Below are 20434 nucleotides of genomic sequence, written 5' to 3' on the forward strand. Positions count from 1 at the left end.
TGTAGCCTGCCCGCCGTGAGCGGTCGCCGCATCGGTTCGAACATCTGCCTCGTGCTGGCCGCGGCCTGCCTGGTCGTGGCGCTGCTGGCCGGCTACGCGCGCACGACCGTGCTGGACTCCGACCAGTTCGCCGATCGCGCCACCAACGCGCTCGCCCAGCAGCCGGTGCGCGACCTGGTCGCGCGCGAGATCACCGACCAGGCCGTGCTGCGGGCCAACCGCGACCTGATCGCGGTCCGCCCGGTGGTCGAGACCGCCGCGGAGGCGATCGTCAGCACCGGCGCGTTCAAGAGCCTCTTCCACTCCGCCGCACGCGATCTGCACCGCACCGTCTTCAGCCGTGACCGCTCGACCGCGACGCTGACGCTGCTCAACGTCGGCGTGCTGCTGTCCAGCGCGCTGCAGCAGTTCGCGCCCGGCGCGGCCGACCGGCTGCCCGCGGACTTCTCGGCCAAGCTCGACGCCGGCGAGACGGCGCTGACCTCGGTCCGGCTGGCCAGCGCGGGCGAGCGGATCCAGCGCTACGCCTGGATCTTCGGCATCCTCACCGTCCTGCTGTTCGGCGCGGGCATCGCGCTGGCGCCGCAGCGGACCCGGGCGATCGCCCACAGCGGCATCGGCATCGCGGTGGCCGGCGCGTTCGTGGTGATCGTCTACCAGATCGCCCGGAGCGCGGTGCTGGCCCGGTACGCGTCGCCCGAGAACCACGCGGGGGCCAGCGCGATCTGGGACGCGTTCCTGCTGGATCTGCGCACCTGGGCCCTGGTCGCGGTGGGGGCGGGCACGGTGATCGCCGCGGCCGCCGCCTCGGTGCTCCGCCCCGTGGACGTGCGCGTGCCCCTGCGGCGGACCTGGGCGGTCATCGCGGTCGCGCCCACCACGCCCTGGCGCCGCGTCGGCCGCGCGGTCGCGTTGATCGTCGCCGGCGTGCTGTTCATCGCCTGGCGCCAGGCGCTGCTGGACATCGCGCTCGTGCTGGTCGGCGTGTACATCCTCTACCAGGGCGTCGCCGAGCTGCTGCGCCTGCTGACCGAGACGCGCACGCGGGAGGACGCGGCCGCGCCGGAACCCGCGCAACGCACGCAGCGGCGCCGGGCCGCCCCCTGGATCGCGGGCGGCGTCGCCGCGCTGCTGCTGATCGCGCTGGGCGGCACGCTGGTGGGCAGCGGCGCCACCGAGCCGGCCGACGCCTCGGCCGACAACGTGACCTGCAACGGCCACGTCGAGCTGTGTGACCGCCCGCTCAACGAGGTCGCCTTCGCCGCGACCCACAACGCGATGTCGTCGCCCACCTATCCGAACTGGCTGTTCGCCCAGCAGGAGAAGGGGCTGGAGGGGCAGCTGGACGGCGGCATCCACGCGCTGCTGATCGACGCCCACTTCGGCAACAGGGTGGGCAACCGCGTGCTGACCGACCTCGAGGGCCGCGACGAGCGCGCCGCGGCGGAGCAGTCGCTCGGACCGGAGGGCTTCGCGGCGGCGATGCGGGTGCGCGACAGCCTCCTGGGCGGCAACGCCCCACGCGGGCCGCGCGAGATGTGGCTGTGCCACGGCTTCTGCGAGGTCGGCGTCATCCCGCTGACCCAAGGTCTCAGCGAGGTCACGGACTTCGTCGTAAAGCACCCGCGCCAGGTGGTGCTGATCGTCATCCAGGACGAGGGTCCGACGCCCGCCGACCTGGCCACCGCGTTCGACGACGCGGGCCTGACGCCCTACGTCTACCAGGGCGAGCTGCCGACCTCGGGCGAGGGCTGGCCCACGCTGGGTGAGCTGATCGACTCCGGCCAGCGCGTCGTCGTGATGGTCGAGAAGCACGCCGCGGACCCGGCGGTCCCGTGGATCCACAACGCCTACGACGTCACCCAGGAGACGCCCTTCCACTTCACCGACCCGGCCCAGTTCTCGTGCGCCGAGAACCGCGGGCCCAAGGGCGCGCCGCTGTTCCTGCTCAACCACTGGATCGACACCAGCCCGGCGCCGCGCCCGTCCAACGCGGCCAAGGTCAACACCTACGACGCGCTGCTCGGACGAGCCCGCGAATGCCAGCGCGAACGTGGTCAGCTTCCGAACATCATCGCGGTGGACTTCTACAAGACCGGAGACGTCTTGAAGGTCGTGGACACGTTGAACCGAATTCCGTCGAAGTGATCGCCGAGCTCATCACCGTCGACCTGGTCAAGGACGTCCCCGAGCCGGGGCGGGAGGCCGCCTTCCTGGTCCTGCTGGCCTTCCTGTGCTCCTTCGGCTTCATCCGCACCAGCGCGCGCATGACGCGCTCGGTCTCCTGGTGGCCGGGCGGCGTCGAGACCGAGGGCGGCGTGCACCTGCACCACCTCGTGTGGGGCATCGTCCTGCTGCTGGTCTGCGGCTTCACCGCGTTCGCCACCGAGCTGAGCAGCCCGTGGTGGCAGCTGACCTCGATCGGCTTCGGCATCGGCGCCGGGTTCACCCTGGACGAGTTCGCGCTGTGGGTGCGCCTGCAGGACGTGTACTGGTCCGACGAGGGCCGCTCGTCGCTGGACGCCGTGGTGATGGCGGCGGTCTTCGCGGGCCTCGTGGTCGTCGGCGTGCGCCCGTGGGGCTTCGACGAGAGCGGGTCGATCTTCGGCACGGGCCTGTTCGTCATCCTCGACGTCGGGTTAGCCGGCATCACGTTCATGAAGGGCCGGATCATCCTCGGGGTGCTCGGCCTGTTCATCCCGCTGTTCGGCATCTGGGGCGCGATCCGCCTGGGCAAGCCCAACTCGCCGTTCGGCAAGCGCTACACCGGCCACAAGCTGGAGCGCTCCCAGGAGCGCTTCCGCGCCGACCGCCCGGGCGCGCGCTTCGGCCAGAAGTTCCTCAACGCGATCGGCGGCGCTCCGAGCCTCCCCGATCCGCCGCCGCCCTACCAGGCGCCGGAGAAGGAGCCGCAGATGAAGGCGGCCGACGAGTCAGGCTCCGGCGACGCCGCCCGCTGAGGCGGCGGGCCGCGGGGGCGGCGGGACGAGCACGTCGACCGGGCGCAGCGCCCACAGCGCGATGTGGGCGTCGCGGCCGCGCACCTCGACATCGCCCATCTCGACCAGGTCGTCGCGCCCGCGCGTGAGCTGCGCGTAGGTCGAGTCCGACAGGAACAGCTGGTACGGCGTGCCCTTGGTCAGGCCCTCGATGCGCGCCGCGGTGTTGGTCGTGTCGCCGATCGCCGTGTACTCCAGGCGCCGCTGCGACCCGACGTTGCCCGACATCACCCAGCCGGTGTTCAGGCCGATGCCCATCTTGAAGCCGTGGCCGAGCCCCTCCGCCTCCAGCTGGCGGTTGAACCGGTCCAGGCGGCCGAGCATGTCGCGGGCGGTGTCGAGCGCGCGGTCGGCGTGGTCGGGCTGGGCCAGCGGCGCGCCGAACACGGCCATGATGCCGTCCCCCATGTAGGAGACGAGCGTGCCGCCGTGGTCGAGGATCGCGTCGCTCATCTCGGTCAGGTAGCGGTTGAGCACGTCGATGACGACGTCCGGCTCGCGCCGCTCGGAGAACGAGGTGAAGCCGCGCAGGTCGGTGAACATCAGCGTCGCCTCCAGACGCGTGCCGCCCAGCCGCAACCCCTCGGCCTGCGAGAGCACCTGGCCCACGACCGACTCGGGCACGAAGCGCCCGAACAGCTCGCGCACGCGCTCGCGCTCGAACGCGCTGGCCATGCCCTTCAGGGCGATCATGGCGATCGTGCTCAGCGCGGCGGCCACGGCGCCGTAGACGACGCTGACGATCACCCCGGCGTCGAAGGCGACCTGGGCGCCGACCGCGGTCAGCGCGACCAGCAACGCGGTGCCCAGCAGCGCCCACAGGACCTTGAAGCGGATGGCCAGCAGCGGCGCGGCCACGCCGAGCAGGACGATCAGCGCGATGTCGATCCAGCCGGGCGCCGAGTGCAGCGGGAACCCGTCCAGCGCGGTCTGCATGGCGTCGGCCTGCAGCTCCGGCCCGGGCATCTTGGCCAGCCTCGTCGTCGAGGTCGTGTGGAAGTCCTGCAGCGACGGCGCCGTCGAGCCGACGACGACGATCTTGCCGCGCACGTCCTCGGGGTCGAAGCGGCCGTTGAGCACCCGCGCGAACGGAATCTGCTGGATCGTGTTGGTGGGGCCGGGGAAGTCGACCCACGGGGTGCCGGAGGGCAGGTCGAGCTGGCCGTTGCGGGCCAGGCGGGCGGCGACGATCGGGAAGCTCTCCAGGCCGCTGGTCGAGAGCACCATGCGGCGGACGATCCCGCCTGGATCGTTGGGGAAGTCGACCGAGGCCGGATGGCCCCTGCTGTAGCGCAGGCCCTCTCCGCCGCCGAAGATCGGGGTGCGGCCGTTGCGGTCGACCAGCGTGGTGGCCAGCACGACGTTCCCAGCGCCGCGCACCGCCTCGATCAGCTGGTCGTCCTGAGCGGGCTTGTCGCTGGGCTCGGTGAACTGGACGTCGTAGGCGATCACCTTGGCGCCCGCCTCGGAGAGCCGGTCGATCACCTGCGCGTGCTTGCCGCGCGGGAACGGCCACTCGCCGACCTGCTGGATCGACGGGTCGTCGATGGCCACCAGCACGACGTCGGGGGGCGGGGTGGGTGCTGACAGACTCCCGCGCACCTTGAAGCGCAGGTCGACGGTCGACAGGTCCGCGCGTTTCAGCGCTCCCGTGGCGTACCCGAGCACGCCCAGCCCGGCCGCCCCGACCGCTGCCACGACGAGCAGCAGCACGGTGAGGCGCCGCGAGCTCACCTCACCCGCGCTTCCTCGGCTTGGCGGTGTACGTGCCGCCGGCGCGCAGGATGATCGTCTTGCGCTTGACGAAGTCGTTGACCGCGACGATGCCCCGCACGACGCGGGTGTAGGTGCCCTCGCAGCGGTTCTCGACGTACCACTTGGTGCCGCGCACGGTGGCCGCGCTGGACTCGCCGCGCACGCGGAAGCGCCCCTTGCCATCGCCCCACAGGCCGCCGGCCTTCTTGCCCGCCGCGGCGCGTGCCCTGCCGTTGCAGCCCGTCGCGTGCTGGGTGAGCGTCAGCTCGGTCAGCAGCTTCTTCGGCGCGGTCGCCGCCGCTCGCGCGCGGCCTCCGGCGCCGCCATCGGCCTGCTGGGTGACCTTGAAGATCGCGTTCCAGAAGATCGCGGTCTGCACCACGCCGCTCTGGTCGCGGGCCGCGGTCAGACGAACGACGCCGTTGCGGGCGTCGATGATCGAGCCGATCGGGATCACCTCGCCCGCCTTGAGCTCGGTCACCTCGCCGTTGGGGCGGCGGATCAGCACGGTGCCGGAGACCGGCGTCACGACCACCGTCTCGTCGGCCACCGGGACCAGATCGGGGTCCTGCTGGGTCTCCGTGGTCTGACCGGCGGTGAAGTCGGGGGTGAACGGCGGCGCTGGCGGCGGATCGGTGGGCGGGGGGCCGGGCGGCACCGTGACGGTGATCGCCAGCTGCTGGGTGGCGTCGGGCTCGACGCCGTTGGCCGCGCGCAGCGTGACCACCGAGGTCGCGCCGTACCCGGCCGCCGGCACCCCGCTGATCACCGCGTGGCCATCGCCGTCGTCGATGAAGGTGAGCCCCGGGGGCAACGCGCCGTCGGCCAGCTGCAGTGCCGGCGCCGGCGTGCCCGTCGCGCTCACCGTGAAGCTGCCGGGCGTCCCGGCCACGAACGCGGCGCTGGGGGCGCTGGTGAACGCGGGCGGAGTGCGCTCGTCCGCCCGCCAGCTGAGCCGCGCCCAGCCGTCACCGGGCAGGGAGGCCGTGGTGTAGAACGCATCGCCGACGCCCGCGTAGGACGAGCCGCCGCCCCCGCCGCCGCCGTCCTCGCCGCCGGCACCGCCACCGTAGTAGCCGCTCCCGCCGCTGCCGCCGCCGTAGACGCCCTCTCCGCCCTCGGTGCCCTTGCCGGCGGCACCGCCGCCGCTGCCCGCGCCCGGGCCGTCGAGCGTCGCGCCGGTCGCGCCACCGCCACCGTTGCCGCCGCTGGGCGTGCCGCCCGCGCCGGCGCCGCCGAAGCTGTCGTTCAGGCCGGCGCCGCCGCCACCACCGGCGACGAACAGCCACGGGTCGGGCGCGCGCTCCACGCCGCCCTCGCCGTCGCCCACGGGCAGGAGGATCCACGAGCCGCCGCCACCGCCACCGCCGCTGCGGGCCTCGCCCTCGGCATGCCCGTCGGCGCCGCGGGAGCCGGGCGCGACGCGCACGACGGTGTCCGCGTCCGGCACCCAGTAGCCGTTGACCACCGCGCCAGGCCCGCCGGCCTGGTCGCCGGCGTTGCCGCCGGAGCCACCGGCCAGCTCGACCGTGACGGTGCGCCCGCCGGGCACGGTCACGTCGCCGCCGGAGGCGTCGCAGCTGACGATCACGTAGCCGGTCGTCGAGCTCATCGAATCGCACTCGCCCTCGGCCGCGGGGACCACCGTGGCCAGCGCGCCCGCGCCGAGGCCGCCCACCAACGCCACGGCGGCGACCACCCACCCCCTGCCGATCACGACGTCAACCCAGCCGACTTCGACACTGCGCTCCTTCGCTGCGTGCTGTTCCGGCGACAGTCTGGCGAATTCGCGCCCGTTTGCGCGTCGATATTCGTCGACAACGCGCGACGCCCCGCACTGCGGGGCGTCGATCGCTATGGGCCGTGAAGGAATCGAACCTTCAACCTTGGGATTAAGAGTCCCCTGCTCTGCCAATTGAGCTAACGGCCCGGGACGCGGGACAGTTTAGCCGCCCCGCTGTGTCAATCCCGGCTACTCGCCGGTGGTGCTGGTCGTCGCCGGTGTGGTCGTGGTGGTCGTGCCGGTGGTGTCACCGCTCGCCGGCGTCTTGACCTGGTCCATGCGCGCCTTGGCCTGCGCCTTGGTGTCCTTGGACGGCGCCAGCTCCAGCGTCTTGTCGTAGGCCAGGTCCGCCTTGCGCGTCTGGCCGGCGGCGTAGGCGTAGTTGAACAGCGCCTCGTACTGGTTGTACGTGGCCGCGTCGCCGGAAGCGTCGATCACGAACTCCTGCGCCGCGACGGCCTGTTCGGGCTTCTGCAGCACCGCGAAGACGTTGACGGCGGTGCGCGCCGCCGAGTCGTCGACCGGATCGGGGTTCGTGGCCAGGTAGCGCGTCCACGTGCGCGCGGCCAGGTTCAGCTGCGCGTTGGAGTCCTTGGCCTTGTCGGGGTCCGCGGCGAACTCCTGGGCCAGCTGGTAGCGGGCGCTGACCAGCGCCGCCAGCGCGGCTTGGTCGCTCGGGTTGGCCTCCAGCTTGGCCACGTTCTGGTCGACGCGCTTCTGGAAGACGTCGTTGCTCGAGTTGCTCGAGCCGCCGCTGCCGAACAGGGAGTCGATCCAGCCGCCGTTGGTGGCTCCGCCGATGCCGAAGCCGACCAGGCCCACGGCCATGATCACGGCGAGGCCGAGGTAGATCACCTTGACGGTGCGTCTGCGGCCGCGGCCGCGAAGGTCGAACAGCATCAGTCGTCTCGGTCGTGGGGGTCGTCGTCTTCGTCCTCGTCAGCGATCCCAGGCACGTGCTTGGGCGTGAAGACGACGGCGAGCAGGATACTCAGCTCGAACAGGAGCACGAGCGGGGCCATCAGGATCAGCATGGTGATCGGGTCGGTGCCCGGAAGCAGCATCGCGACCACCGCTGCGATGACCCAAGCGTAGCGACGGTTCTTGCGCAGCATCCGCACGTTGAGGACGCCGAGCCGGGTCAGGGCCAGGATGCCGACCGGAACCTGGAAGACCAGGCCGGTGGCCAGCAGCGTCATGGCCACGAACTTGTAGTAGTCCTTGGCCTGGACCAGGACGTTGAACTCGTCGGTGTTGAAGTTCTGCAGGAAGCGCACCGCCGGTGGCAGCACCAGGAAGTAGCCGAAGGCCACCCCGAGCACGAACAGGATCGGCACGAGCGACATCAGCGGGACCGCCGCTCTTCGCTCCTCGCGCGTGAAGGCCGGGATGATGAACGCGTACACCTGGAACAGCAGGATCGGCATGGCCAGGATCAGCGCGAACATGAACGAGACGGCCAGCGTCATAGTGAACGGCTCGCCGATGCCCAGGGTCACCGGTTTGTTGCCGGTGATCGTCTTGGGCATGTCCGCGATCGCCTGGTCGATCGCGACGATGCGCACGCGGAGCGCGGCGCGGGTGGAGGCCGACAGCCCCGAGTCGGGCTTGGCCAGCGCGGCGAGCGTCGCGCGATCGGACACCGCGACGGCCAGCAGGGCCTTCTGCGTCTTGGAGATGCCGCCGAGCGTCCCCTTGCCGCTGTTGATCTGCTTCTCGGTCTGCGAGGTCAACGGGTGGTTGACGATGCTCAGCAGCCGATCGTTCTGCCACAGGCAGAGCCCGAACAGGACGACCACCGCGACGAGGCAGATGACCAGGCGCGAGCGAAGCTCGTCGAGGTGCTCGACGAGGCTCAGGTGGTCTTCATGGCTGACCGGGCGACGAAGTGCCGTCGAAGCGGCCATGGCGCTCCGCTAGCTGCGCGGCTCAGCCGTGCCGGCAGGCTTGGTCTCGCTGACCGGCGGCGTCTCCTCGGCCGAAGCCAGGGTCGCCGTCTCGCCAAACGCGTCCTTGGCGTCCTTGTTGTCGCCGTCGTCGTCCTTGCCGGTGATCGAGTCCTTGAACTCGCGCATGCCGGTCCCCAGCTGCTTGCCCAACCCGGGGAGCCGCTTGGGGCCGAAGATCAGCAGCACGATCACGAGGACGATGCCGATCTCCAGAGGACCGATCTGGTTGAACATGCCCCTCAGGGTACCGGTCTGTGCTGGACACATCCGCCAGGTTGGCCAGTGGGGCTCAAGGACCATCTCGCCCCCGCCGATGTACGGGTCATGAAGGAGATGCGTCCGTGAGTGCCCAGCCTGATCACCGCCAGCAGTTCGTGCGGCGCGTGGTGCTGCCTTCGGGCAAGACGATCGAGGTCGTCTACTTCGAGCAGGCGCATCCCGACCACGCCTCGATGAGCTCCACCCACACCGATCTGCACGTGTGCGGCAGCTGCTCCAGCGAGCTCGTCTACCCCGTCGACTGGGAAGAGGCCGGCTCGGTGCACTGGCAGGTCACGCTGCGCTGCCCCAACTGCGAGTGGACCGGCACGGGCGTCTTCGAGCAGAACGTCGTCGAGCGCTTCGACGAGACGCTCGATCGCGGGACCGAGGCCGTCGTGCGCGACCTCAAGCGGATGGTCCAGGCCAACATGGAGGAGCAGATCGACCGGTTCGTCGACGCCCTCCGCGCCGGGCTGATCCTCCCCGAAGACTTCTAGGCGTATCGGGCGACGACGTTGTCGGCGACGAGCTCGAGGGCTTCGTCGCGGACCGGCAGCTCGGCCTTCGCGTCGGCCACGATGGCCAGCGCTCGGGCGCGGGCCTCGTCCAGCGCGCCCGTGGCGGCGATGCGGTCGCACAGCGCCTCGGCCTGGGCGGCGTCGGACACGCGCACGTCGCCGATCCCCGGGTCGCGCTCGCGGGCCAGGATGTAGGGCAGCGTGACCGTGCCGTCGAGCAGGTCGGTGCCGCGCGGCTTCCCGGTGCGCTCGACCGGCCCGGAGACGTCGAGCACGTCGTCCAGCAGCTGGAAGGCCAGGCCGATGCGCCGGCCGAAGAGCGCGAGCGCGTCGGCGTCGCCGGCCGCGCCGCCCTCCAGCGCGCCCAGCCGGCAGGCCGCCTCGAACAGCCGCGCGGTCTTCAGCTCGCAGCGCAGCAGGTAGCGCTCCAGCGTGATCGAGGCGTCGAAGGCGTCCTCGCGCTGCAGCAGCTCGCCCTCGGCCAGCGCGGAGCTGGCCGTCGACAGAACGGTGACCTCGTCGATGCGCTCGTTGGCCACGAGCTCGGAGAAGGCCCGCGCGAACAGGTAGTCGCCCGTCGCGGTCGCACCCTCGCGTCCGGCGATCGCCCACACGGTCGGATGGCCGCGGCGCAGCGGCGCCGCGTCCAGCACGTCGTCGTGCACGAGCGTGGCCGAGTGCACCAGCTCGACGGCGACCGCCGCGCGGATCAGGCCGGCGTCATCGTCCGTCGGCTCTCCGGCGGCCAGCAGCACCAGCAGCGGGCGCAGGCGCTTGCCGCCCGCGGCGATCGTGTCGCCGGCCAGCGCGTCCAGCGGGGCCCGCGCCTGCGCGGCGATCGCCCGCAGCCGCTCCTCGACACGCTCCAGACGTTCGCGCAGCGCATCACCGCGCGTCGCGACGAGGGCCTCGACCTCCGCGCTCACTCCGCGGTGCCGACGTGGAGGGCGATGATCCCGCCGGCCGTGAGGATCCAGCGGATGTCGCGCAGCCCGGCGCGCTGCATCGTGGCCGCCAGCCCATCGGGGGCGGGGAAGCGCTTGACGGAGCTCGGCAGGTAGCTGTAGGCGTCGGGATCGCCGGCGACGCGCCCGACGAGCGGCACGACGCGGTCGAACCACAGGGAGAAGAAGGTCGACAGCGGAGGGCGCTGCGGGGTGGTGATCTCCAGCACGACGACCTTGCCGCCCGGCCGCACGACGCGGGTCATCTCGCGCAGGCCCTGCTCCAGGTCGGCGAAGTTGCGCGCGCCGAACCCGACGGTGGCGGCGTCGAACTGGTCGTCGCCGTAGGTCAGGGCCAGCGCATCGCCCTGCTCGAACGTGATGCCGGGCGCCTTGACGCGGGCGCGCTCGAGCATGCCCGGGGAGAAGTCGCTGCCGATCACCTCGGCGCCGCGCGACGCGGCCTCGATGGCCAGGTCGCCGGTGCCGGTGGCCACGTCGAGGACCTTCGAGCCCGGTCCGACCTCGGCCAGATCGACCGCACGCCGGCGCCAGCGATGGTGCAGGCCCGCGGTCATGACCGAGTTCATCAGGTCATAGACGCCCGCGATGCGGTCGAACATGGCCCGGACCTGCCCCTCCGGCAGGGTCCCGGACGCGGTCACGAGTGGCCGTGCCCGGATGCGGTCACTTCAGGTTCGACAGGAAGACGACGAGGTTGTTGAACTTGTCTTCCGGCAGGTCCTTGAACGACGGCATCGGCGCGGTCGGGTTGATCAGCGTCCGCGCGATCGCCTGAGCCTTCAGGCGCTCGCCGATGTCCGTCAGGTCCGGACCCGGGCCGTCGTTGCCGTTCTCGCCGAACTTGTGGCAGGCCAGGCAGCCCGACTGGGCGGCCACGGCCCGGCCGGCCTCGAACTGGGCCAGAACGGTGCCGCCCTGTTGCGACACGCCCTTGGGCGTCTCCAGGTCGATCGAGGTCGGCGAGCCGGCGCTGGCCCCGAGGTAGGTCAGGTAGGCCATCGCGGCGATCACGAAGATGCCGAACGTGGTGGCCAGCGGACGGCGCTCAGGACGGCGTTCCGGCCCCCGGTCGATGAACGGGAGCAGGAACAGGAAGATCAGGCAGATCGTCGGGATGCCCAGCGTGGCCAGCGGGACCAGGAAGTCCGGCTTGATCACGCGCAGCAGCTCGAAGAGGAAGTAGAAGTACCACTCCGGACGCGGCACGTACGTGGTCGTCGTCGGATCCGCCTTGGGCCCGAGCTCGGCGCCCATGACGATCGACAGCGCGATGATCACGGCCATGACGATCACGGCCATGATCGAGTCCTTGGCCACCGCGTAGGGGAAGAACGGCTTCCCCTGCGACTTCAGGATCGCGTACTCGCGGAGGTACTCCTCCTTCTCCTGGCGATTCACGTCGATTCCTTGCGCAGATCAGGGTCCTTCTCGGCCTTGATCCACGGCGGCGCCGTGGTGCCCAGCCGGGCGACCAGGTACAGATGGGCGCCGATCAGCGCCGCGATCAACCCGGGGACGAGCAGCATGTGGATCGCATAGAAGCGCGACAGCGTCGTTGCCCCGAACTCTGGGCCGGCCAGCAGGAAGTCGTTCAGGTACGGACCGACGAGCGGGCCGGTGCCGTTGATGTTCACGCCGACGATCGTGGCCCAGTAGGACTTCTGATCGAAGGGCAGCAGGTAGCCCGTGAACGACATCAGCATGGTCAGCACCAGCAGCACCGCGCCGACCACCCAGTTGAGCTCGCGCGGGTACTTGTAGGCCCCGAAGAAGAACGTTCGTCCCATGTGCAGGAACACGAGGACGACCATCACGGTCGAGCCCCACTTGTGCATGCCGCGGACGAACTCGCCCAGGAACGCCTCGTTGGTGATGTACCGGGCCGACTCGTAGGCGTTGGTCGCCGACGGGTCGTAGTACATGGCCAGGAAGACGCCGGTGACCGCCTGGTTGAGGAAGGCGAACATCGTCGCCGAGCCCAGGGTGTAGAACCAGTTGGTCCCCTTGGGGACCTTGCGGAACATCATCCAGCGCGCGCCGCCGGACAGCGCGGTGCGCTCGTCGACCCAGTCGACGGCGGAGATGCCGCCTTCCTTGGCGGCGCCGACCGGACCCAGCTTCTTCTCGCCGGGACGCTTGGGCGGCCCCTTGAGGGCGGACGGGATCGGCGGTGCGGGGAGCTTCAGCTTCATGACGTTCCGGGGAGCTTGCGGGCCGTCGGACGCGACGGGTACAGGTACTGGCCGATGCCGTCCAGCGGCTCACCCGGGAAGCGGGGCGAGAAGCGGCGCAGCTCGGAGTTCACCGAGAAGCGGGGGCCGATCTCGACCTGGCCCTCACGCACACGGGTGTAGAAGCGATCGAGCGGGCGGACCGGCGGTCCACCGGTGCGCTTGCCCTGGAAGTCGTAGACGCCGCCGTGACACGGGCAGATGAAGCGCTCGGAGGCCGGCACGAAGCGCACGGGGCAGCCCAGGTGCATGCAGCGGGTCGAGATGGCGATGAAGCCGTCGTACTCGTCCTTCTGCGGACCGTCGACGGCCTCGTCGTGCTGGCGCACGTACACGGTCGTCTTGCCGACGTCACCGATGCCGTAGGCCTCGGTGAACACCTTCGGGACGTAGGTCGACGGTCCGAAGTCGGCGACGGGGCCAACGGCCTCCCACCGCACTTCCTTCTTCTCGAAGACGGGCCCGAGGGCGAAGCCCAGGGCCGGAAGCGCGAACGCGGCGGTCGCGATCGCACCACCCGCATGGACCGTCCCGGTCATGAAGCGACGACGGGTGACGGTCTCACCCTCGAACGCCCCCGGGATGTTCCGGTCAGCGGTGTACTTGCTCTTGGTTTGTCTGCGGTCCTTGGCCACGGCGATGCGGATCGTACTTCCTCAGGCTGGTTCTACGGCGTCAGGCCGCGTTCGTCTATCCCCCATCCGACGGTGTCGGCACCGGCCTGCCAGGCCGTGTCAGCACCGTCCGGATCGCCCGCGGCATGCGCTTGCGCACATTCCGCGATCACTCCGGCGAGGGCTCCGACCGAGACCAGATCGCCGAGGCGAGCCAGCCGGTCGAGGCCGAGAGCATAGAGGCGGTCGCCTGCCAGCAGCGCCAGGTCGGGATCGGACTGGCTCACCGTGCGGCCCGTGGCGTAGTGCAGGAGGTGCCCCTCGTGGATCGCCTCGACCAGCAGTTCGACCTCCGCGGCGCGGCCGGCGCTGCGCGGTCCGGCGGCCGCGCGGGCGGCCGGCGCGGCCGGTTCGGGCGCCACGTCGGTGCGCAGGGCGCCGGCCAGCAGGCCGCCCTCGGCGCGCAGCGTCGCGGCCAGCGCCTGGCTCACCAGGCCTCCTCGAAGGCGGCGGTCGCGGCGGCCAGCGTGCGGTCGAGCTGCTCCTCGGTGTGCGCGGTCGAGACGAACCAGGCCTCGAACTGCGAGGCGGGCGGGTAGACGCCCCGGGCCAGCAGCGCCCGGCACCAGCGCCCGTAGGCCTCCAGGTCGCAGCGCTTGGCGCCCTCGTAGTCGCGGACGGGCTCGCCGCTGAAGAAGGTGGTGACCAGGCCGCAGACGGTCTGGACCTGGACGGGGCGGTCGCCGGCGGCGTCCCGCAGGCCCTGGGCCAGCGCGTCGGTCGTGGCGCCCAGGCGCAGGTAGGCGGCGTCGTCGAGCAGCTCCAGCGTGGCCAGGCCGGCGGCCACGGCCAGCGGATTGCCCGACAGCGTGCCCGCCTGGTAGACGTCGCCGGCCGGGGCGATGCGCTCCATCAGCGTGCGCGGCCCGCCGTAGGCCGCCGCGGGCAGACCGCCGCCGATGACCTTGCCGAGCACGACCAGGTCGGGCAGCACGCCGTGCGTCTCCTGAGCGCCGCCGCGGGCCACGCGGAAGCCGCTGATCACCTCGTCGAAGATCAGCAGCGCGCCGTTGGCGTCGGCCTGCGCGCGCAGGACGTCCAGGAAGCCGTCCGCGGGCGGCACGAGGCCCATGTTGCCCGGCAGCGGCTCGCAGATGATCGCCGCGAACGCGTGGGCGGCGCAGGCCGCGCGTACCGCCTCGGGGTCGTTCCAGGGCACCGTGATCGTGTTGGCCGTCGAGGCGGCGGGGACGCCGGGGCTGGCGGGCAGCCCCTGGGTGGCCAGGCCCGAGCCGGCCTCGGCCAGCAGGCCGTCGGAGTGGCCGTGGTAGGCGCCGGCGAACTTCAGGAGCTTCTCGCGGCCGGTGGCCGCGCGGGCCAGGCGGATCGCGCTCATCGCCGCCTCGGTCCCCGACGACGTCATCCGCAGCATCTCCACCGCCGGCATGCGACGCGCGACCTCCTCGGCGATCTCGACCTCGCCCAGAGTCGGCGCGCCGAAGCTCGTCCCGTTCTGCGCGGCGGCGGCGATCGCCTCGAGGATCTGCGGATGCGCGTGGCCGTGGATCAGCGGGCCCCACGAGCAGACCCAGTCGACGTAGCGGTTGGCGTCGGCGTCGATCAGCTCCGCGCCCTCGCCGCGCACGACGAACAGCGGGTCGCGGCCGATCGCCCGCATGGCCCGCACCGGCGAGTTGACGCCGCCGGGCAGCACGGCGACCGCTCGGGCGTACAGCTCCGCCGAGCGGGTGTCACGGATGGAAGCGGGCATCAGACGCCCGCGTACTCCTGCTCCCACCGCTTGAAGTCGTCGGTGAAGTAGAGCAGGCGGATCTTCTTGAACTCGGTCGAGCTGTAGAGGATCGCGCGGTCCTCGATGCAGTCGATCTCGGCCTCGATCGCGTCGAGGATCCCGTCGCACTCCTCCTTGGAGCGACCGTGGGCCATCGTGAACAGCGCGTAGGGCCAGTCGGCGTAGGTCGGGCGCTGGTAGCAGTGCGAGATGCCCCGGAAGGCGGCCATGCGCGGCCCGACCTCGGCGATGCGGTCCTCGGGCACCTGCCAGACGCCCATGCCGTTGGCGCTGAAGCCGGCGCGACGGTGGAAGAGGATCGCCGCGACGCGGCGCAGCAGGTTGCGCTCCTTCATCCCGGCCAGGTGCTCGAGCAGCTTCTCCTGGCTGATGCCCAGCGCCGCGGCCGCGGGCGCGTAGGGCTCGGGCACCACCGGGAGGTCGCCCTGGGTGGCCCGGACGACCTCGCGGTCGAACTCGTCGTAGGCCACGCGCAGCGACGGCGCGGGCTCCTGGATCTCGCCCTGGGAGGAGAGCGACTTGGCGTCGCCGCTCATCTCGAGGTCCATGCGGATCTTGAACAGTTCCAGCGTCGGCAGCTGGCGGATCGACTCGGCGCCGGTGAGCTCCTGCAGGAGGTCCAGCGTGCCCTGGAGGCCGAGCTTGGAGTCCTCCTCCACGGCGATCGTGAACCACATGTTGAACTCGTGGTTGCGCAGGTAGTTGTGCGACACGCCGGGGTGGCTGTTGATGATCTTGGCCGGACCCCACGGGTGCTCGGCGTCGACCTTGGCGGCCACGAGCATCGAGCCGTAGCCGAAGGCGCGCGTGTCGTAGATCGGCGTGACCTGGCGGATGATGCGGTCGGTGAGCAGCTCCTGGACGCGGGCGATGACCGCGTCCTCGGTCATCCCGATGTCCGCGGCGACGTGCGCGTAGGGGCGCGGGTCCAGCGGGAAGCGGCCCTGCATCGCGTTGAGGAGCTGCTTGTCCTGATCGGACAGGGGGACCGCGGCGCCATCCTTGCGCGCCCGGATCTTCAGGTTGCCAGCCATCGTGCTGCGTCCTTCGCGAAGTAGGTGATGACGATGTCGGCGCCGGCGCGACGGATCGCGGTCAACGTCTCCAAGGCCAGGGCCCGATCGTCCATCGACGAGGTCTTGATCATGGCGTACTCCCCGCTCACCTGGTAGGCGGCGACGGGCATGCGCGTCTCCTGCTTGATGCGCCAGATCAGGTCCAGCGCGCTGAGCGCCGGCTTGACCATGACGATGTCCGCGCCCTCTTCGACGTCGAGCAGGGTCTCGCGGACCGCCTCGTCGCCGTTGGCCGGATCCATCTGGTAGCCCCGGCGGTCGCCGAACGCCGGGGTCGAGCCGGCGGCGTCGCGGAACGGGCTGAAGAAGGTCGAGGCGTGCTTGGCGCTGTAGGCCATGATCGCCGTGTCGGCGAAGCCCTCGGCGTCCAGCGCGGCCCGGATCACGCCGACGCGGCCGTCCATCATGTCGCTGGGCGCGACCATGTCGGCGCCGGCGCGGGCGTGGGAGACGGCGGTGCGGGCCAGCAGCTCCAGCGAGGAGTCGTTGTCGACGCTGCCGTCGGCGCGCAGCAGGCCGCAGTGCCCGTGGCTGGTGTACTCGCACAGGCACACGTCGGTGATCACGGTCACGTCGGGGTGCGCGGCCTTGATGGCGCGCGTGGCCAGCTGGACGGCGCCCTCGTCGTCCCAGGCCTCCGAGCCCTCCTCGTCCTTGTGGGCGGGGATGCCGAACAGCACGACGCCGCCCAGCCCGAGCTGCTGCACCTCGGCCGCCTCGGCGACCGCGGAGGCGACGCCGTGACGGCTGACGCCGGGCATGGCCCCGATCTCGCGCGAACCGTCGAGACCGGCCTCGACGAACAGGGGCAACAGCAGCTGCTGGGGCAGGACGACCGTCTCGCGAACGAGGTCGCGCAGGACGGCGGTGCGACGCAGCCGGCGCAGACGGGTCTGCGGAAAGGCCATGCACTGACCTTAGTGCGGGTCTGCCACGATCTCGCGCCATGACCCCCCGCCTGCTCGCCGCAGCGCTGCTCGGCGCGCTCCTGCTCCTCACCCCTGCCGCCCAGGCCCGGACGACCACCGCCAAGGCGATCACCTACGCCGGCATCGACTGCTACGCCACGATCCCGCTGGAAGGGCGCGGCATCGTCTGCTCGTCGGACTCCCTGCCCGACACCGGCGGGCTCGATCCGTTCGTCAGCCTGAAGCCGACCGGCCCGTCCAAGCTCGGCCAGCGCGGCGACTACGGCGGCTACGACGTGCGCCACCCGGCCCGGCTCAAGCTGCACGATCGCTGGGTCTGGCACGGGATCACCTGCACGGCCGGCAAGGACGGCATGACCTGCCTGAACCGACAGCAGAAGGGGTTCAACATCGGGCCGACGGGCTACCGGCCGCTCTGACACGATTCGGTCATGTTTCGACTCACGGTTGTCTCGTTCCTGACCGCGGCGCTGCTGATCCCGGCGGCGGCGCAGGCCAAGACGATCCACGCCACGTCGATCCTCTCCAAGGACGGACGGATCTCCTGCTACGGCAGCGTTCCCGCCGAGGGAAAGATGGTCAACTGCAACAGCCCCGGCCTGGGAAAGAGCCACGGGGCGCCGCGCTACGCGCAGCTGAAGTCGACGGGCTCCACGCGGATCGTCGCCCGCAGCGACTACGGCGGCTACAACGGCCGGCCAAAGACGATCCTGCCCGGTGACCGCTGGGTGTGGAAGGGCATCGTCTGCTCCTACGGGTCCATGGGGCTGAACTGCAACAACGCCAGCAACCACGGCTTCCTGCTCGACGAGATCTCGATCACCAAGCACTAGCGGCCGAGCCGCTTCGCGCGATGCCCGCCGTTCGTTCGCGCCGCCACGGTCGGCGAGCCGTCCGTCACGTCCAGGCTCGGCCTACGGCGCGTACTCCTCCGCGGTGATCGCGAACAGGTCGTGGTCGCGCCAGCCGCCGGCCAGGCGCAGGTAGCGCGGCGCGAAGCCCTCGCGCCGGAAGCCGTTCTTGGCCAGCACCCGGGCCGAGCGCTCGTTGTGGGGCATGACGGCGGCCTGCACGCGGTGCAGGCGCCCGGGGCCGAACGCGAAGGCCAGCGCGAGCGCGACCGCCTCGGTGGCGAAGCCCCGCCCGTTGACGCCCTCGTCGACGAAGTAGCCCAGCGTGGCGTTGTCCCACGCGCCGCGCACGATGTTGGCCAGCCCGACGCGGCCGCGGATGCGCTCGGTGGCCCGCTCGATCACCGCGAAGGCGTACATGCGGTCGGCCGCCCACTCGTCGCGGTCGCGCACGATCTCGGCGCGCTGGCCCGACGCGGTGAAGAACCCGTCGGAGCGGCGCGGCTCGAACGGGGTGTTGAACTCGCGGTTGCGGCGGCGCAGCTCCACCAGCTCGTCGACGTCGCGCAGCCCGAAGGCGCGGATCGCCACCTGGTCGCCGTCGAGCCGCTCGGGCAGCCGCATGCTCAGAATCGTCGCAGGGCCAAGCGGGCCAGGGCGCCGAAGGCCAGCGCCAGGCCGAGCAGGTGCAGCACCGGCACCAGCAGCCCCGGGTCGGACCCGTTGACCGCGGCGTCGAGCGCCTGCAGCGTCGGCTTGAACGGGAACGCCGCGCTGACCACGCGGATCACGTCGTACAGCCCGGTGGAGACGGCGCCGGCGGGCACGAGCGCCAGGAAGGCCAGCGGCAGCGCCAGCAGGAGCCCGAGCAGCGAGGCGGCCCGCACCTCGCGGGCCAGAGCCCCGATCGCCACCCCCAGCGCGCTGCAGCCCAGCGCGCCCGCGGCCAGCGCCGCGACCCACTGGCCGATCCGACTCCACTCCACCCCGGTCAGCGCCCCGATGCCGCACAGCATCACCAACGCGACCACGGCCGAGCACACGGCGGCGAGCACGACCTTCTCGGCCAGCAGCCCGGTCTTGCTGACCAGCCCGCGCACCAGGCGGCCGTAGGCCTGCTCCTCGCGTTCGAGCGCGAGCACGCCGCTGGCCAGCAGGACGGAGATGAACAGCAGGGAGACGGCGACGGCGAGCACGACCGCGAAGTCGTCCAGCGCCGTGCGGTTGCCGCTCAGCACGGTCTCCTTGACCGTCACCGGTTGGCTGACGGCGTTGAGCGCGGGGGTCGCGAACTCCAGGCCGATCAGCGCCTGGCCGGCGAAGTCGTCGACCGCCTCCAGGCCCGAGCGGGCCGGTGAGTCGGCGGGGAGCTCGTCCAGCGCCTGCTGCAATCGCTCCTTGGCCGCCTTCAGGCCCAGCAGGTCCTGCGCGCCCAGCGGCGTGGTGATCTTGCCGCCCTGGGTGAGCACCTTCAGGTCCTCGACGGCGACGTCGCGGATCTTGGCCGACAGCGCCGCGTTGGCCTTGGCCAGCTCCGCCTCGATCGTCGACTGCACGAACGACTGCTTGATCGCGTCGCCGTTGTAGAGGACCTCGATCTGGGCCTGCCCGAGCCCGCCGTTGAGCTTGTCGACGGTGTCGGCCGGGATGATCAGGGCGGCCAGCGCCTCGCCGTCCTTGACCTTCTCGATCGCCTGCTCGCGATTCTTGACCCGGACCGGGTCGATCGCCCCGAAGAACTGGTCGGCGTACTTGGCGAAGTCGACGTCCTCGCCGCCGATGTTCGTGACCGACTGGCCCAGGCCGACCTCGTTGAGGAACGCGACCTTCGGCTTGTCGGGCCCGCGCGACAGGGCGACGCCGATCAGCAGCGCGATGGCGATCGGGTAGATGACCAGCAGCGCGACCAGCAGCTTGGAGCGCCGCAGGATCTGCAGGTCCTTGACGAACAGCCAGCGGATGGCGCTCATCAATGACCCCGCTCCCGCAGGAAGCGCACGAAGGCGCCCTCGAAGTCCTCGGAGACCGAGCTCTCCGCGGCGCGCAGATCCGCGGGCGTGCCCGTGAAGATCACCTCGCCGTCGGCCAGCACCAGCACCCGGTCGGCCCAGCGCTCGGCCTCGGCGACGTTGTGCGTGGTGAAGATCACCGCGGTGCCGTTGGCCTGGGCCCGCGCGGCCACGAACTCCCACAGGCGCTCGCGCTGACGCGGGTCCAGCGAGCTGGAGGGCTCGTCCAGCAGCAGCACCGGGGGATCGGCGAGCAGGCCGACGGCGATGTTCACGCGCTGGCGGTTGCCGCCCGACAGCGTGCCCAGCTCGTCGTCGGCGCGGTCGGCCAGGCCGGTCTGCTCCAGCATCCGCCCGACGACCGCGTCGGGATCGGGGACCTTCTCCAGCCGCGCGAACAGCTTCAGGTTCTCCCGCACGGACAGCTTCCCGTAGACCGCCGCCTGCTGCGGCACCCAGCCGATCTCGCGGGCCGGGCGGCCGAGCTGGCCGGCGTCGGGCGCGAGGATCCCGGCCAGGATCGACAGCAGCGTCGTCTTGCCCGCGCCGTTGGGCCCGATGATGGCCAGCAGCTCGCCGGCCTCGACCTCGACGTCGACCGCACGAAGCGCCACCCGTTCGCCGAAGCGCTTCGTCACTCCTGTCGCCACCGCTGCCACGGCGGGGACCCTATAGCCG

General features: G+C 71.4%; 22 protein-coding genes and 1 tRNA gene. 5 read left to right on the forward strand and 18 right to left on the reverse strand.

The window, feature by feature from the left end:
• Positions 1-15: 15 nt before the first annotated feature.
• Both ACZ5UI_RS20485 and ACZ5UI_RS20490 read left to right on the forward strand, forming a co-directional pair.
• A complete protein-coding gene (locus ACZ5UI_RS20485; protein ID WP_464190446.1) occupies positions 16-2148 on the forward strand; it encodes a PI-PLC domain-containing protein in 2133 nt (710 codons plus the stop codon).
• Positions 2145-2960, forward strand: a complete 816-nt coding sequence (locus ACZ5UI_RS20490) for a hypothetical protein (RefSeq protein ID WP_464190448.1) — start codon at positions 2145-2147, stop codon at positions 2958-2960. Before ACZ5UI_RS20485 ends, ACZ5UI_RS20490 begins: the two co-directional genes overlap by 4 nt.
• On the opposite strand, the gene ACZ5UI_RS20495 is transcribed toward ACZ5UI_RS20490, so the two are convergent.
• From ACZ5UI_RS20495 to ACZ5UI_RS20520, 6 genes are all read right to left on the reverse strand, one after another.
• Complete coding sequence (locus tag ACZ5UI_RS20495; RefSeq protein ID WP_464190450.1) at positions 2934-4733, reverse strand: CHASE2 domain-containing protein; 1800 nt, start codon at positions 4731-4733, stop codon at positions 2934-2936. The two genes, ACZ5UI_RS20490 and ACZ5UI_RS20495, sit on opposite strands and share 27 nt — an antisense overlap.
• Position 4734: 1 nt before the next feature.
• A complete protein-coding gene (locus ACZ5UI_RS20500) occupies positions 4735-6471 on the reverse strand; it encodes a hypothetical protein (RefSeq protein WP_464190453.1) in 1737 nt (578 codons plus the stop codon).
• A 140-nt stretch (positions 6472-6611) separates the two neighbouring features.
• Positions 6612-6684 (reverse strand) — tRNA-Lys (locus ACZ5UI_RS20505).
• Between the two features lie 42 nt (positions 6685-6726).
• Positions 6727-7437, reverse strand: coding sequence for a hypothetical protein (locus ACZ5UI_RS20510; RefSeq protein WP_464190455.1), 711 nt, complete (start codon positions 7435-7437; stop codon positions 6727-6729).
• Positions 7437-8444 carry a twin-arginine translocase subunit TatC gene (gene tatC / locus ACZ5UI_RS20515; protein ID WP_464190457.1) on the reverse strand — a complete coding sequence of 336 codons (1008 nt, stop codon included), beginning with the start codon at positions 8442-8444 and terminating at the stop codon, positions 7437-7439. The genes ACZ5UI_RS20510 and tatC overlap by 1 nt, the downstream gene beginning before the upstream one ends.
• A 9-nt stretch (positions 8445-8453) precedes the next feature.
• On the reverse strand, positions 8454-8720 hold the full coding sequence (locus tag ACZ5UI_RS20520) for a Sec-independent protein translocase subunit TatA/TatB (RefSeq protein WP_464190459.1): 267 nt from the start codon (positions 8718-8720) through the stop codon (positions 8454-8456).
• Between the two features lie 107 nt (positions 8721-8827).
• On the opposite strand from ACZ5UI_RS20520, the gene ACZ5UI_RS20525 reads away from it, so the two are divergent.
• A complete protein-coding gene (locus ACZ5UI_RS20525) occupies positions 8828-9244 on the forward strand; it encodes a hypothetical protein (RefSeq protein WP_464190461.1) in 417 nt (138 codons plus the stop codon).
• On the opposite strand, the gene ACZ5UI_RS20530 is transcribed toward ACZ5UI_RS20525, so the two are convergent.
• The 9 genes from ACZ5UI_RS20530 to hemB all read right to left on the reverse strand — a co-directional run bounded on the left by ACZ5UI_RS20530 (position 9241) and on the right by hemB (position 16875).
• On the reverse strand, positions 9241-10191 hold the full coding sequence (locus ACZ5UI_RS20530) for a polyprenyl synthetase family protein (RefSeq protein WP_464190464.1): 951 nt from the start codon (positions 10189-10191) through the stop codon (positions 9241-9243). The two genes, ACZ5UI_RS20525 and ACZ5UI_RS20530, sit on opposite strands and share 4 nt — an antisense overlap.
• A complete protein-coding gene (locus ACZ5UI_RS20535) occupies positions 10188-10832 on the reverse strand; it encodes a class I SAM-dependent methyltransferase (RefSeq protein WP_464190466.1) in 645 nt (214 codons plus the stop codon). The genes ACZ5UI_RS20530 and ACZ5UI_RS20535 overlap by 4 nt, the downstream gene beginning before the upstream one ends.
• A gap of 64 nt (positions 10833-10896) precedes the next feature.
• Entirely contained in the window at positions 10897-11631 is a 735-nt protein-coding gene (locus ACZ5UI_RS20540; RefSeq protein ID WP_464190469.1) for a c-type cytochrome, read from the reverse strand.
• Positions 11628-12425 (reverse strand): cytochrome b, encoded by a 798-nt coding sequence (locus ACZ5UI_RS20545; RefSeq protein WP_464190471.1) that lies wholly within the window; start codon positions 12423-12425, stop codon positions 11628-11630. Before ACZ5UI_RS20545 ends, ACZ5UI_RS20540 begins: the two co-directional genes overlap by 4 nt.
• Positions 12422-13003 (reverse strand): QcrA and Rieske domain-containing protein, encoded by a 582-nt coding sequence (locus ACZ5UI_RS20550; protein ID WP_464190473.1) that lies wholly within the window; start codon positions 13001-13003, stop codon positions 12422-12424. Before ACZ5UI_RS20550 ends, ACZ5UI_RS20545 begins: the two co-directional genes overlap by 4 nt.
• A 128-nt stretch (positions 13004-13131) precedes the next feature.
• Positions 13132-13569: a hypothetical protein gene (locus tag ACZ5UI_RS20555; protein WP_464190475.1), complete on the reverse strand. Its 438-nt coding sequence runs from the start codon at positions 13567-13569 to the stop codon at positions 13132-13134.
• The gene (gene hemL / locus ACZ5UI_RS20560) at positions 13566-14849 is read right to left on the reverse strand and encodes a glutamate-1-semialdehyde 2,1-aminomutase (protein ID WP_464190477.1); all 1284 of its coding nucleotides are present in this window, start codon (positions 14847-14849) and stop codon (positions 13566-13568) included. The genes ACZ5UI_RS20555 and hemL overlap by 4 nt, the downstream gene beginning before the upstream one ends.
• Positions 14849-15925 (reverse strand): siroheme decarboxylase subunit alpha, encoded by a 1077-nt coding sequence (gene ahbA / locus ACZ5UI_RS20565; protein WP_464190479.1) that lies wholly within the window; start codon positions 15923-15925, stop codon positions 14849-14851. The genes hemL and ahbA overlap by 1 nt, the downstream gene beginning before the upstream one ends.
• Positions 15910-16875, reverse strand: a complete 966-nt coding sequence (gene hemB, locus ACZ5UI_RS20570; protein ID WP_464190481.1) for a porphobilinogen synthase — start codon at positions 16873-16875, stop codon at positions 15910-15912. Before hemB ends, ahbA begins: the two co-directional genes overlap by 16 nt.
• Positions 16876-16913: 38 nt before the next feature.
• Between hemB and ACZ5UI_RS20575 the strand changes: the two genes are divergently transcribed.
• Positions 16914-17315 carry a hypothetical protein gene (locus tag ACZ5UI_RS20575; protein WP_464190483.1) on the forward strand — a complete coding sequence of 134 codons (402 nt, stop codon included), beginning with the start codon at positions 16914-16916 and terminating at the stop codon, positions 17313-17315.
• Between the two features lie 12 nt (positions 17316-17327).
• Positions 17328-17729 carry a hypothetical protein gene (locus tag ACZ5UI_RS20580; RefSeq protein WP_464190485.1) on the forward strand — a complete coding sequence of 134 codons (402 nt, stop codon included), beginning with the start codon at positions 17328-17330 and terminating at the stop codon, positions 17727-17729.
• An 81-nt stretch (positions 17730-17810) separates the two neighbouring features.
• Here the strand turns inward: ACZ5UI_RS20580 and ACZ5UI_RS20585 are convergent, their stop codons facing one another.
• From ACZ5UI_RS20585 to ACZ5UI_RS20595, 3 genes are read right to left on the reverse strand one after another with little or no spacing between them, the layout of a single operon-like run.
• On the reverse strand, positions 17811-18371 hold the full coding sequence (locus ACZ5UI_RS20585) for a GNAT family N-acetyltransferase (RefSeq protein ID WP_464190487.1): 561 nt from the start codon (positions 18369-18371) through the stop codon (positions 17811-17813).
• 2 nt (positions 18372-18373) lie between these two features.
• The gene (locus tag ACZ5UI_RS20590) at positions 18374-19717 is read right to left on the reverse strand and encodes an ABC transporter permease (protein ID WP_464190489.1); all 1344 of its coding nucleotides are present in this window, start codon (positions 19715-19717) and stop codon (positions 18374-18376) included.
• Positions 19717-20415: an ABC transporter ATP-binding protein gene (locus ACZ5UI_RS20595; RefSeq protein WP_464190491.1), complete on the reverse strand. Its 699-nt coding sequence runs from the start codon at positions 20413-20415 to the stop codon at positions 19717-19719. The genes ACZ5UI_RS20590 and ACZ5UI_RS20595 overlap by 1 nt, the downstream gene beginning before the upstream one ends.
• Positions 20416-20434 lie beyond the last annotated feature (19 nt).

The organism is Conexibacter sp. JCM 18997, assembly GCF_055391915.1.

Bases quoted from the DNA above. Each gene is read 5' to 3' on its own strand.
- ACZ5UI_RS20510 (WP_464190455.1), bottom strand. From the start codon at position 7,437: ATGCTGTTCGACCTTCGCGGCCGCGGCCGCAGACGCACCGTCAAGGTG.
- tatC (WP_464190457.1), bottom strand. From the start codon at position 8,444: ATGGCCGCTTCGACGGCACTTCGTCGCCCGGTCAGCCATGAAGACCAC.
- ACZ5UI_RS20520 (WP_464190459.1), bottom strand. From the start codon at position 8,720: ATGTTCAACCAGATCGGTCCTCTGGAGATCGGCATCGTCCTCGTGATC.
- ACZ5UI_RS20535 (WP_464190466.1), bottom strand. From the start codon at position 10,832: ATGTTCGACCGCATCGCGGGCGTCTATGACCTGATGAACTCGGTCATG.
- ACZ5UI_RS20545 (WP_464190471.1), bottom strand. From the start codon at position 12,425: ATGAAGCTGAAGCTCCCCGCACCGCCGATCCCGTCCGCCCTCAAGGGG.
- ACZ5UI_RS20550 (WP_464190473.1), bottom strand. From the start codon at position 13,003: ATGACCGGGACGGTCCATGCGGGTGGTGCGATCGCGACCGCCGCGTTC.
- hemL (WP_464190477.1), bottom strand. From the start codon at position 14,849: ATGCCCGCTTCCATCCGTGACACCCGCTCGGCGGAGCTGTACGCCCGA.
- ahbA (WP_464190479.1), bottom strand. From the start codon at position 15,925: ATGGCTGGCAACCTGAAGATCCGGGCGCGCAAGGATGGCGCCGCGGTC.
- hemB (WP_464190481.1), bottom strand. From the start codon at position 16,875: ATGGCCTTTCCGCAGACCCGTCTGCGCCGGCTGCGTCGCACCGCCGTC.
- ACZ5UI_RS20575 (WP_464190483.1), top strand. From the start codon at position 16,914: ATGACCCCCCGCCTGCTCGCCGCAGCGCTGCTCGGCGCGCTCCTGCTC.
- ACZ5UI_RS20580 (WP_464190485.1), top strand. From the start codon at position 17,328: ATGTTTCGACTCACGGTTGTCTCGTTCCTGACCGCGGCGCTGCTGATC.
- ACZ5UI_RS20585 (WP_464190487.1), bottom strand. From the start codon at position 18,371: ATGCGGCTGCCCGAGCGGCTCGACGGCGACCAGGTGGCGATCCGCGCC.
- ACZ5UI_RS20590 (WP_464190489.1), bottom strand. From the start codon at position 19,717: ATGAGCGCCATCCGCTGGCTGTTCGTCAAGGACCTGCAGATCCTGCGG.